Below are 12,758 nucleotides of genomic sequence, written 5' to 3'. Positions count from 1 at the left end.
GTTTAATGCAGTTGTAATATGAGCATTTCAGGAACAATTAAATCCATTCAAGATACCATGCGTGAAGATGTGGGCGTTGATGGTGATGTGCAACGTCTTGGGCAGTTGGTGTGGATGTTGTTCCTTAAGGTTGTTGATGATCGAGAGAATGAACTAGCAACTTTAGCTTTATTGGAAGGGACAACTTTTAAATCCCCGATTCCTGAAAAATTTCGTTGGCGCAATTGGGCTGCGAATGATGAAGGTATGACAGGAGATGAGCTTAAAGATTTCATCGACAATGAATTGTTCCCAGCATTACAAAATCTAGCTGTTGAAAACGATGATCCATGCGCTCGTGTAGTACAAAATGTATTTGCTGATGCATATAACTATATGAAATCTGGAGGTTTGATTCGTAAAGTCATTAACCAGATTCAAAAGGGCTTTGATTTTAATAAATCTAAAGAACGTCATGCCTTCGGTGATATTTACGAACAGTTATTACGTGATTTACAGGCTGCCAAAAACTCAGGTGAGTTTTATACTCCACGTGCAGTCACAACTTTTATGACGCAGATGATCGATCCTCAATTAGGTGAATCTGTGCTTGATCCTGCGTGCGGTACAGGTGGGTTCCTTACTTCTGCAATTGAACATAAGCGTGAAAACTATGTTCAAACTGCTGAAGATGAAAAGATATTACAAAATAGTATTTATGGAATTGAAAAGAAGCCTTTGCCGCATTTGCTATGTACAACCAATATGATTCTGCATGGTATTGATGTACCTGTACAAATCCGTAGAGACAACACTTTATCGTACCCTTTGATTTCATGGGGAACAGATAAACGTGTAGATGTAGTTCTGACTAATCCTCCATTTGGTGGTACTGAAGAACAAGGCATTGAGAAGAATTTCCCTTCAAAATTTCAGACTCGTGAAACTGCCGATTTATTTATGGTGTTGATCATTCAGCTTTTAAAAGTGCATGGTCGTGCAGCAGTGGTATTGCCTGATGGTTTTATGTTTGGTGAGGGCATCAAAACAGCCATTAAAGAAAAATTAATGGCAGATTGTAATCTTCATACGATTGTTCGTTTACCTAAGTCTGTATTCGCACCATATACATCGATTAGTACCAATATCTTATTCTTTACCAAGGGGAAGAAAACAGAACATATATGGTTCTATGAGCACCAATTACCACAGGGTGTAAAAGCCTATAACAAAACTAAACCGCTTCAGCTTAAGGAGTTCGACACTTTAAAAGCATGGTGGGGGAAAGAAAGTGATGGCTTTGCAAGTCGTATAGCAAATGAACAAGCATGGAAAGTATCACTTCAAGATATTATTGGTCGCGGCTATAACCTTGATATAAAAAATCCGCATCAAGTTGAAGAGGATGTAAAAGACCCTGAACAGCTTTTGGCTAAATATGAGAGCTTTGAAGCTGAGGTTGCTAAAATTCGTCAGCAATTAAAAGCAATTTTAGATGAATCTTTAGGTCAATAGTTCGGGATGAGTAAAATGACAGATGTTAAGAAACTCATTACTGAGCATTTAGATATTTGGTTAACAGCGGAAACTGAAAAAAAGTCGGGACGTGGACGTAGTTCAGGTTCTAGTAATTCAATTTATGGTGTGCAGAAATTACGTGAATTGATTTTAGACTTGGCATTCAAGGGCAAATTATCTACTAGAAATTCTTTAGAAAGTTCTCAAGTGCTAATAAAAGAATTGAACGAATTTAAGCAAAAATTAATTGATAAAGGTGTAATAAAAAAATCAAAAAAACTACCTATTGAAGAAAAGTATATTATTCCATCAAGCTGGACATGGCTTACATTACAGGATTACTTGGATGTAAGAGATGGAACTCATGATACTCCTAAGTATATTGAGAAAGGATATCCACTTATAACTAGTAAAAATATCTCAAGTGGTAAACTAGATTTTACAGATGTTAAGTATATTTCTAAAAAAGATCATGAATCTATTTCGATAAGATCTAAAGTTGAGTTCGGTGATATTTTATTTGCTATGATTGGTAGTATTGGTAATCCAGTATTAGTTGATACCTATCAAGAGTTTAGTGTTAAAAATGTTGCATTATTTAAACCTTATCAGCGTGAGATTACAAACATCAGATATGTTTTAAAATATCTGATTTATATTACAGATCATTTGAAAGCGAATGCTCAAGGTGCAGTGCAATCTTTCGTATCTCTTAATGCATTAAGAAATACACCTATTCCAATTCCTCCATTAGATGAACAACAACGTATAGTTACTAAAGTTGATGAACTAATGCAACTTTGTGATCAACTTGAAGAGCAGCAAAATTTAAGCTCAGAAGCACATGATCAATTAGTTGATACGTTATTAAATGTTTTGACTAATTCATCCGATGTTGATGAGTTTCAACAGAATTGGCAACGTATTTCAGAAAATTTTGATCTGCTATTTACTACTGAATACAGTATCGACCAGCTAAAGCAAACGATTTTGCAGCTAGCAGTTATGGGGAAGTTGGTAAAACAAGACCCAAATGATGAGCCAGCAAGTGAGTTGCTAAAACAAATTACTGAAGAGAAAGCGAAGTTAATAAAAGAAGGAAAGATTAAGAAGTCGAAGCCTTTGCTTGAAATAAGTAATGAAGAAAAGCAATATGAAATTCCCCATAACTGGGTTTGGGCGCGACTAGATTCTTTGACTTCAAAAATTGGTGCAGGAAGTACACCAAAAGGTGGCAAAGAGGTATATGTAGATTCAGGTATTCCCTTTTTACGCTCACAAAATGTTTGGAATGATGGCTTGGCATTAGATGATGTTGCTTTTATCTCTGAAGGGACACATGAAAAAATGTCAGGGACTCATGTACAAGCTAATGATTTGTTATTTAATATAACAGGTGGGTCAATAGGTCGATGCGCATTAGTGGCAACTGATTTTGAAACTGCGAATGTTAGTCAGCATGTAACGATTGTTAGAAGTATTGATAAAGATCTAGCACCTTTCTTGCATTTGGTTTTACGCTCATCTTATATTCAAAAACTTGTTATGGATGTACAAGTTGGTGTATCCAGAGAGGGTTTAAGTATTGGAAAATTATCTCAATTTTTAATTCCTTTACCATCATTGACTGAACAAAAACGTATTATAAAGAAAGTTGAAATATTAAATTCTATAATAGATTCTCTGCAAGTATCTTTAAGAAAATTACAAAAAAATAAACTGCATTTAGCGGATAGTTTGATTGTTAATGCTTTGCTTGATTCAAAAGATAATAACGAATCTCAAACTACAGACAATATTATTCAGTTTGAAAAGCCAATTGAGATAGTTAAAAATTCGAAGCAAAAAAGTACTGATCAAATTGATTTGTTTGCAGATGAAAGCGTTGACGATGATTTGAAGCTTTTATCTTTAGCTGCTGAAATCACGTTTCAGTTGCATACAGAGCCAACTTTTGGTCATTTAAAACTGCAAAAGTTGATTTATCTGTGCCAACAGTTAAAGCATATGGATTTAGCTGCTGACTTTAAACAACATGCCGCTGGTCCATATGATCCAGTTATGGCACGTTATTTAGATAAAGAGTTTAAAGATCGTGAGTGGTTTAGTTACGATCCTAAGCGAGACTTAAAGTACAAACCTCTCAGTAGATGTAATGATCATAGATCAGCATTTAATAGGTATTTTGCTAAAGATGTATCTGAAATTTATGACTTAATAGGACTTTTTAGAACGAGTAAGTCTGATCATATAGAAATTGTAGCAACTCTCTTTGCTTGCTGGTTACGTTTGTTAGAAAAAAAGTCATCTGTTACCGAAGAGCAGCTTCTGAAAGACTTTTATGCATGGTCTGATGAGAAGAAACGGTTTAGTAGAGCTGAAGTGTTAAATGGTTTAAGTTGGATGAAGACACATTTGATAACACCATTAGTATAATTAAAAGGGGATATTATGTCTTATCAAGCAAATTTCAGAGGGTGGGAGAATCTTCAACTAGAAGATTTATTAGTCGCTTATAGAAAAGCTAAAGCAGACTGTTTTTTTGAAAATACATTTCCGACTGCTGTAAAATTTGCAAGATATGAACAAAATTTACTAAAAAATTTGAATAATCTACTCACACAACTCAAGAAGGAGAAGGGATTTAAGGTAAATAAAAGGTTATTAGGTGATTTTCGAGTTGTTCCAAAAAAATTAAAAATTGAAAAGAAAGATACGTCTTCTGTAGGGCATGTACATTTCTCAAATCCTGAAAAAATATTAGATAATTTATTTTCTGAAAATAAATTGGAACCATCTTTTCGAATAATAGGAGATTTCCCTGTAGAAACTCATATTATTTCTGCTTTATGGATTAATATGATTGGAGAGAAGTTTGATGAAAAGTTAACAGATTCTTGTTATGGTGCAAGGCTTAAGCGAATAGACAATGATTCTCCTATTAGTACGTATAAGCCTTTCCATATTAGTGCGACAGGTTCTTTTTTACCTTATTTTCAACCATACCAAAAATGGCGTAATGATGGGTTAAATGCGATAAGAGAGGAATTAGAAAAAGATAATAGCGTGATAGCTGTCTCTTTGGATCTTAAAAGTTATTATCATTACATAGATCCGAAAATTATTTCTTCTAAAAAACTTCGTGATTCTTTTGGTCAAGAGCTTAATAACCAAGAAGTTTTATTTACTAAACAGTTAGCCATTTTTTTAACAAAATGGGCTGAAGAAGCTGTTAATTTTTCAAAAAAAATTTCAGATCAATCTGAAACTATATCGGGTGGATTAGCTATAGGTTTAACTGCTAGTAGAATCATTTCTAATATGATACTGCATCAGTGGGATAAATTGATTAATGAGAAATTAACTCCAATACATTATGGTCGCTATGTAGATGATATGTTCTTAGTCTTAAAAGATACTGGAAATATAACAAATAGTGACAAATTGATGAAGTTTTTAAGGGAGCGTTTAGGAAGTAAAGTTTTAGTACAAGATGCTAATCAAACTAATAATTGGTCAATCAATCAACCATATTTAAAAAATAATAAAACCCAAATTCGTTTGCAATCTAACAAGCAAAAATTGTTTATTTTACAGGGGCAAATGGGATTAGATTTACTTGATAGTATCGAAAAAGATATTTATGAGCTTTCAAGTGAACATCGTTTGATGCCTTCTCCTGACCAATTGGATAAATCGACAGCTGCAAAGGTCCTATCCGCTGCTGGAAGTGTTGGTGAAAATGCGGATACATTACGACGTGCAGACGGTTTAACCATAAGAAGATTAAGTTGGTCTTTACAGTTAAGACATGTCGAAACACTTGCTAGAGATTTACCACCGAAGGTATGGAAAGAGCAAAGAGATGAGTTTTATCAATTTGCTCATAATCATATCTTGAGAGCAGATGTTATTTTTGATCACTTCACATATTTGCCTCGTCTTCTTGGCTTTGCTATTGGTCTGAATGAATGGCAGCAAGCGCTGCAAATAGTTCTAAAATCTTATAAAGCACTAGATGTTATAAAAGATCGGATTTTTGAACCACAGGGTGAAATTAATGGTACAAAATGCCAGCTTCGTGAAGATATATGGAAGTACATTGCAGGTTCTTTAACCATATTATTTATAGATGCGGCCACAAAATATTTTGATTCTAAGAAATTATTTAAAGAGCAAGAAACTAAACAAAGGGAAATTGAAAAATTATTTTTTAAAAGATTAATTGATAATATAAACTCTTTTAATGATTTAGTGAATTTTGATCAAAATATTAATAATTTCTATAACAATGCTCCATTAGTTGCTAAGGCTGATTTAGCTAAAATTCCATATAAAGAAATTTTGAACTTTAAAGAGTCAAAGCAATTATTTGAAAGCTCTTTGAGTGAGAAAAATAAATTAATTAAAACAGCATTTAAAAAAATTGATTTAATTAGTTTTGAATCACTTCAAAATTTTCTTAAATCATCCTATAAAAAACGTCTAAAGTATATTGATCAAAATAAATATTCCTATGAAAACTACATGCCTTATTTGTTTCCCACAAGACCTTATACTCCTTCAGAAATATCTGAATTAGCGCCTGAGTGTGTTGGTCTTTTAACTAATGATGGAAAAGTATGTACAACTAGGCCTGCATTAATTTGGGCTAATTATACACAAGCTGTACGAGGTGTATGGATCAAACCAAGTTTGCTAGCAATGGAAAATGATAAACAAAATTATAGTATTAGGGAGAATTCAGAGTCAAAAAAACCACGTAGATTTTTAAGAATAGGAACAAATAACAAAGATAATGTTATTGTAGCTTTAACTAATTTAAAAATTTCTCAAAAGGATTGGGCAAGTTCAGCCGCAAATAAACCTAACTTGAGTTTAGATAGATATCAACGAATATCAGATTTAGTTAATGATATTTTGAGATTAAAACCTAAACCCGATTATGTAATATTTCCTGAATTATCTATACCATTGGATTGGGTTGATAGTATTGCGTTAAGACTCTGTTCTTTAGGAATTAGTATTATTGCAGGAACAGAATATCGCCATACGGGAGATGCTAAACTAATTAGTGAAGCAGTATTAATACTAGCAGATAATCGTTTAGGCTATTCAACATTTTCTAAAATTTGGCAGCCTAAGTTAGAACCTGCTGTAGCTGAAGATAAAGATTTAATTAGTATTTATGGTAAAGAGTGGGATTTTGATATAACAAAGCCAAGAGGTAAAAATGGTATTCGAAGACCACTAAGAAAGCCAATTTATATTCACAATAATTTTCATTTTGGAGTTATGGTTTGTTCTGAATTACAAAATAGTAAAGCAAGAATTAGTTTCCAAGGAAAAGTAGATGCCCTTTCAGTTCTGAGTTGGAATCAAGATTTAGAGACATTCTCTACTTTGATTGAGTCAGCAGCTCTTGATGTCCATGCTTATACAATTCTTGTAAATAACAGGTCGTACGGAGATAGTCGAATTCGGGTTCCAGCTAAAAAATCTTACAATCGTGATTTAGCAAGAGTTCGAGGCGGAGAAAATGACTTTGTAGTAGCAGCTACTTTAGACATAAAAGAGTTAAGAGCTTTTCAAAGTCATTCAAAAAGATGGACACAAGATAATGATAAATTTAAACCATTACCAGAAGGTTTCGAAATTATAAAATCAAGAAAGCTATCACCTCCAATTAAGTAGCAAAAAAATAGAGCCATTAGGCTCTATTTTTTTGAATTAATGTAGTTGATGGAATTTGTAACAATCTCGTAATATGTGTCAAAAATCTCGCATTATCTGTCATTCAGCGTGATGAGCAAATACTTACCAGCTCAAAGCACCACCTGTTTGGTAATCTGTTACGCGCGTCTCGAAGAAATTCTTCTCTTTACGCAAGTCCATCATCTCAGACATCCATGCAAATGGGTTTGTTACACCAGCGAATTGCTCTGGTAAACCAAGTTGCGATAAACGACGGTTGCAGATGAACTTCAAATATTCTTCCATCATGCTTGCATTCATGCCCAATACACCGCGTGGCATAGTGTCACGTGCATATTCGATCTCAAGCATCGTACCTTCAAGAATCATTTGAATCACTTCTTGTTGGAATTCAGCAGTCCAAAGGTGAGGGTTCTCAATCTTGATTTGGTTGATCATATCGATACCAAAGTTCAAGTGCATTGATTCATCACGCAGGATGTATTGGAATTGCTCAGCAACACCATTCATCTTGTTGCGACGACCCATACTCAAGATTTGAGTAAAACCACAGTAGAAGAAAATACCTTCTAATACACAGTAGAATGCAATCAAGTTACGAAGTAAACGTTGATCGTTTTCAGGCGTACCTGTGTGGAATGTAGGATCACTTAAAGATTGAGTATATTTCAAACCCCATGATGCTTTACGTGCAACACTTGGAATCTCACGGTACATGTTGAAGACTTCGCCTTCGTCCATACCTAAAGATTCGATACAGTATTGGTAAGCATGCGTGTGAATCGCTTCTTCAAATGCTTGACGCAAAATGTATTGGCGGCATTCAGGGTTTGTAATATGACGATAAATCGCCAAAACCAAGTTGTTCGCAACCAATGAATCTGCTGTTGAGAAGAAACCTAAAGAACGCATAACGATAGTACGCTCATCTTCGGTTAAGCCATTTTCAGACTTCCAAAGTGCGATATCGTGGTTCATGTTAACTTCTTGTGGCATCCAGTGGTTTGCACACCCATCCAAGTATTTTTGCCAAGCCCACTCATATTTGAATGGAACAAGTTGGTTTAAATCCGCACGACAGTTGATCATGGCTTTGTCATCAACTTGTACACGCTGAGCACCCATTTCAAGCTCTTCTAAGCCTGGTGCAACGTCCAAATGATCTAGGGCTGCAGATGCTCTAGCCAACGAATCGGTTGGATTTGTTGCTCGGTTGGCACTGGCTCCAACGGGTTGTGCAGCTGCCATGCTCGGCGATGATTGCTCTGCATTAGATACCATCTGCGTATTAACCGTTTTTTGCGAGTCGAGGGACGCAGACTTGTGTTCAGGTGTAGTCGGTTTTTGCGAATCATCTTCAAAATCGTCCCAACTTAAAATGGACATGGGATTCTCCTAGTTGTAAGGAATGAACCCCTGAAACAGTAGAATAATTATAGTCATTCTACTGTTTCAAAATCATTTATTAATACTAATAAATGATAAGGGGTATTTTACTCCTTCAAAATATTTAACAAATTTTGGTCGATTGGAAATACCGCAAGACGGTCATTCTGATCAACACAATGCCTAAAATCATTTGTGATTTCATCAATCGATTTTGAGGTACGAAGTAACCAAATCGATTGTTGTAAACGCTCACAATCATAGTTTCTAAGTAATTGATATATTTTAGAATAATGAGAGCGAGTTTTATTCTTCAAATCGTAGCTTAAACACCATAACGGCATGAAATACTCCTGCAAATTGGGTCGAGACGTTACTTTTTTCTAATCGCATCTTTAATGCTCCTTAAAACAAAGTGTTAGTTAATTGATGAAAATTAACAGTTGACTCATAGCCCAAAGTGAACGAATATTCGTTTTACTTTCTGCTAAGAAAGCTATCAGTCAACCAAGTTCTTGGTTATCTGAGAATCGTGTGGGGGATATTGCCGTATCCCCAACATTTTTCTCAAATCGTTTATAAATATCTAATTGCTATCTATCTTTCGCAATCTTCAATTTACATTTGATTTTGTATTTTTACATAATCAAAAGAAGTAATTCGTTTACTAAACGCTGTAGATTAAAACTACTTATTTTGCTTACGCTGTTGTTTACGAATGGCTAAAAATGCATAAACCATCGGTACATAAAAGAAAATAAAGGCAAAGATCAGAACAGCTAATCCCAACATATAGTTATGAGTCATAGTCATCATACTCTTTGCCTTAATCTTTAGAACCCTTCTTGCTATAAAGAAGGGTGCTTTATTGGATTAAATTACTGACAAGCTTCACAGTCTGGATTGTCAATTGAACATGCCATTGGAACTGGAGCTGCTGTAGTGAAACCATCTTCTTCAACTTGAGCTTCTGGTTTCTTCTCTTCAACCGCTTGAGCTGCAACGACAGGAGCCTCAACTGATGCTGGTTTAACTGCGTTCAATGCACCCGTATTGATTGTTGATTTTTCAGCAGAAGTTGCACCCAAAGCACGGAGGTAATAAGTCGTTTTAAGACCACGTAACCATGCCATCTTATAGGTAATGTCAAGTTTCTTACCGTTTGCACCAGCGATGTAAAGGTTCAGCGACTGTGCTTGATCAATCCATTTTTGACGACGTGATGCTGCATCAACGATCCAACGAGTTTCCACTTCAAAAGCTGTCGCGAAGATTGCTTTCAATTCCTCAGGAATACGTGCAATCTTTTGTACTGAACCTTCAAAGTGTTTCAGATCATTTACCATCACGGTATCCCATAGACCACGTTCTTTTAATGCACGAACAAGGTAAGGGTTGATCACTGTGAATTCACCTGAAAGGTTAGATTTCACATACAAGTTTTGGAATGTTGGCTCAATCGACTGAGACACACCACAAATGTTTGAAATCGTTGCAGTCGGTGCAATCGCCATTACATTTGAGTTACGCATACCATCTTTTTGAACTTTGGCACGTAAGCTATCCCAATCCAAACGTTGAGTACGATCAACTTCGAACATACGTTCAGGACGTGATTTAGCAACTAACTCTAAAGAGTCGATTGGTAGAATGCCTTGATCCCACAATGAACCTTTAAATGTTGAGTAAGCACCACGCTCTAGCGCAAGATCGCTTGATGTTTGAATCGCGTAGTAACTGATCACTTCCATAGATTCATCAGCAAAATCAACTGCTGCATCTGAACCGTAAGCAATGCCCATTTCATATAGTGCATCTTGGAAGCCCATGATACCCATACCGACAGGGCGGTGCTTTAAGTTCGAGTTTTTCGCTTGTGGTACAGCGTAGTAGTTAATGTCGATTACGTTGTCGAGCATACGTACCGCAGTTTTAATCGTGCGAGCTAATTTTTCACGATCTAACACACCACCTTGAACGTGTTGTACAAGGTTAATCGAACCCAAGTTACATACAGCGATTTCATCTTGGCTTGTGTTCAATGTAATTTCAGTACACAAGTTTGATGAGTGCACCACACCAACGTGTTGTTGTGGCGAACGTAAGTTACATACGTCTTTGAATGTAATCCACGGATGACCTGTTTCAAATAACATCGAAAGCATTTTGCGCCATAAGTCTTTGGCACGTACTTTCTTGTGTAGCATGTTTTGTTCTTTTGCTACTGCTTCGTAATGTGTATAACGTTCAGCAAACTCAGCACCTGTTAGGTCGTGTAGGTCAGGCGTTTCTGAAGGTGTAAATAATGTCCATTCAGCATCTTCAAATACACGTTGCATGAATAAATCAGGAACCCAGTTCGCTGTATTCATGTCGTGAGTACGACGACGATCATCACCTGTGTTTTTACGTAATTCTAGGAATTCTTCAACATCTAAGTGCCAAGTTTCTAAGTACGCACAAACTGCACCTTTACGCTTACCACCTTGGTTAACAGCGACTGCGGTATCATTCGCTACTTTAAGGAATGGAACAACACCTTGAGACTTACCATTTGTACCTTTGATATATGAGTTCAAAGCACGTACAGGTGTCCAGTCATTACCTAAACCACCAGCCCATTTAGAAAGCATTGCGTTGTCACGCATCGCACCATAAATGTCATATAGGTCATCACCAATTGTTGTTAAATAACAGCTTGATAGTTGTGGGCGTAATGTACCTGAGTTAAATAGCGTTGGCGTAGATGCCATGTAATCGAAGCTAGATAATAAGTTATAAAACTCGATTGCACGCTCTTCTTTATTTTCTTCATTGAGTGCGAGACCCATTGAAACACGCATAAAGAATAATTGTGGTAATTCAAAACGTACACCATTTGAATGAATGAAGTAACGATCGAATAAAGTTTGTAGACCTAGATAGGTAAATTGATTTGAGCGTTCAGGTTGAATCGCTGCTGATAATTTAGCAAGGTCAAAATTAAGAAGATCAGGAGATAAAAGATCAAGCTCGATCCCTTTCTTCAAGAAAGGTTCTAAAGCATCATTCTCAGATGTATCTGTTGATAAACCTAAGAATTCTAATCCAGTGCCGACAAGCTCATTACATAACAAGCGTGCAGTCACATAAGTATAATTTGGCTCTTGTTCGATACGCGTACGAGTCGCCATCATCATCGTTGTTGCAATGTCACTTTCTTTTACGCCGTTATAAAGGTTTTTAACGGTTTCATCGACAATCGCTTGAACGTCAATGCCTTCCAAGCCTTCGCTTGCAGTTTCAATCGTTGCTGTAAGCGCATCTAAATCCAACGGTTGGAGCTGACCATTGTGATCGGTGATTTGCAATGTTGGATGGTGATTTGCACCTGTTTGCTGACGAGCAGTTGCACGTTGTTCACGATAAATCACATAAGCACGAGCAACTTTTTGCTCGCCTGTACGCATGAGTGCCAATTCAACTTGATCTTGAATTTCTTCGATGTGAATCGTACCGCCAGATGGTAAACGACGTTTAAACGTATTCATTACCATTTCAGTAAGTTGAGAAATACGGTCATGGATGCGACTTGAGTCTGCTCCTTGTTGACCTTCAACAGCTAAAAATGCTTTCCCAATCGCAACAGAGATTTTCTCAGCATTAAAAGTCGCAATTTCGCCAGTGCGCTTAATAACCTGAAGTTGGCCAGGAGTAGAAGTGATGATGCTCATGTCAGCATAGCTCCATTATCATCTATTTTTATGTTCATGGACCGTTTGAATCGAGCAAAAAGTATGCCACGATGTTTGAGGGATAAACACAATACTTAGTGGTTAAAGTTTATTTTCAACACAAGATACGGGATTTTTAACAGCAGATCAATCCTTGACATTTTAGTAAATTTTTTTTCATGTCTTAACTGCTGAATTCACAGGCACATAGCATAACAAAGCCGCCTAAAAAGGCTTATAGATAACTCTGTGGATAACTCAAAAAACAAACACTTAAATCAGTATCGATCAGTTAAGAAACAAATTGTTTAACACTGGTACAAAATCTATACTCAAAATTCATTCTGCTCTTAAACTGAGCTTGAAATTTAAAAACCTATTAAAATTCATAATTTTAATAAAAATATAACAAAACTATATTGCCGTGTATCAGTTTGGTGAACGACT

General features: G+C 35.9%; 7 protein-coding genes. 3 read left to right on the top strand and 4 right to left on the bottom strand.

The window, feature by feature from the left end:
* The first annotated feature begins 18 nt into the window (after positions 1-18).
* From F948_RS04300 to F948_RS04290, 3 genes are read left to right on the top strand one after another with little or no spacing between them, the layout of a single operon-like run.
* Positions 19-1,494, top strand: a complete 1,476-nt coding sequence (locus F948_RS04300) for a type I restriction-modification system subunit M (protein WP_004960344.1) — start codon at positions 19-21, stop codon at positions 1,492-1,494.
* A gap of 15 nt (positions 1,495-1,509) precedes the next feature.
* Positions 1,510-3,933, top strand: coding sequence for a restriction endonuclease subunit S (locus F948_RS04295; RefSeq protein ID WP_004960341.1), 2,424 nt, complete (start codon positions 1,510-1,512; stop codon positions 3,931-3,933).
* Positions 3,934-3,948: 15 nt separating this feature from the next.
* Complete coding sequence (locus F948_RS04290; RefSeq protein WP_004960339.1) at positions 3,949-7,191, top strand: RNA-directed DNA polymerase; 3,243 nt, start codon at positions 3,949-3,951, stop codon at positions 7,189-7,191.
* A 123-nt stretch (positions 7,192-7,314) separates the two neighbouring features.
* On the opposite strand, the gene F948_RS04285 is transcribed toward F948_RS04290, so the two are convergent.
* From F948_RS04285 to F948_RS04275, 4 genes are all read right to left on the bottom strand, one after another.
* Positions 7,315-8,598 carry a ribonucleotide-diphosphate reductase subunit beta gene (locus F948_RS04285; RefSeq protein WP_004960336.1) on the bottom strand — a complete coding sequence of 428 codons (1,284 nt, stop codon included), beginning with the start codon at positions 8,596-8,598 and terminating at the stop codon, positions 7,315-7,317.
* Positions 8,599-8,705: 107 nt separating this feature from the next.
* Complete coding sequence (locus F948_RS04280; protein WP_004960334.1) at positions 8,706-8,942, bottom strand: CRISPR-associated endoribonuclease cas2; 237 nt, start codon at positions 8,940-8,942, stop codon at positions 8,706-8,708.
* Between the two features lie 343 nt (positions 8,943-9,285).
* Positions 9,286-9,414 carry a hypothetical protein gene (locus F948_RS15940; RefSeq protein WP_004960332.1) on the bottom strand — a complete coding sequence of 43 codons (129 nt, stop codon included), beginning with the start codon at positions 9,412-9,414 and terminating at the stop codon, positions 9,286-9,288.
* Between the two features lie 62 nt (positions 9,415-9,476).
* Entirely contained in the window at positions 9,477-12,311 is a 2,835-nt protein-coding gene (locus F948_RS04275) for a ribonucleoside-diphosphate reductase subunit alpha (RefSeq protein WP_004960329.1), read from the bottom strand.
* Positions 12,312-12,758 lie beyond the last annotated feature (447 nt).

This window comes from Acinetobacter junii CIP 64.5 (assembly GCF_000368765.1).
GTDB lineage: Bacteria > Pseudomonadota > Gammaproteobacteria > Pseudomonadales > Moraxellaceae > Acinetobacter > Acinetobacter junii.
The sequence above is the reverse complement of the archived record's forward strand: the minus strand, read 5'-3'. Positions and strand labels throughout refer to the sequence as shown.

Bases quoted from the DNA above. Each gene is read 5' to 3' on its own strand.
- F948_RS04285 (WP_004960336.1), bottom strand. From the start codon at position 8,598: ATGTCCATTTTAAGTTGGGACGATTTTGAAGATGATTCGCAAAAACCG.
- F948_RS04300 (WP_004960344.1), top strand. From the start codon at position 19: ATGAGCATTTCAGGAACAATTAAATCCATTCAAGATACCATGCGTGAA.
- F948_RS15940 (WP_004960332.1), bottom strand. From the start codon at position 9,414: ATGATGACTATGACTCATAACTATATGTTGGGATTAGCTGTTCTGATC.
- F948_RS04280 (WP_004960334.1), bottom strand. From the start codon at position 8,942: ATGCCGTTATGGTGTTTAAGCTACGATTTGAAGAATAAAACTCGCTCT.
- F948_RS04275 (WP_004960329.1), bottom strand. From the start codon at position 12,311: ATGAGCATCATCACTTCTACTCCTGGCCAACTTCAGGTTATTAAGCGC.
- F948_RS04290 (WP_004960339.1), top strand. From the start codon at position 3,949: ATGTCTTATCAAGCAAATTTCAGAGGGTGGGAGAATCTTCAACTAGAA.
- F948_RS04295 (WP_004960341.1), top strand. From the start codon at position 1,510: ATGACAGATGTTAAGAAACTCATTACTGAGCATTTAGATATTTGGTTA.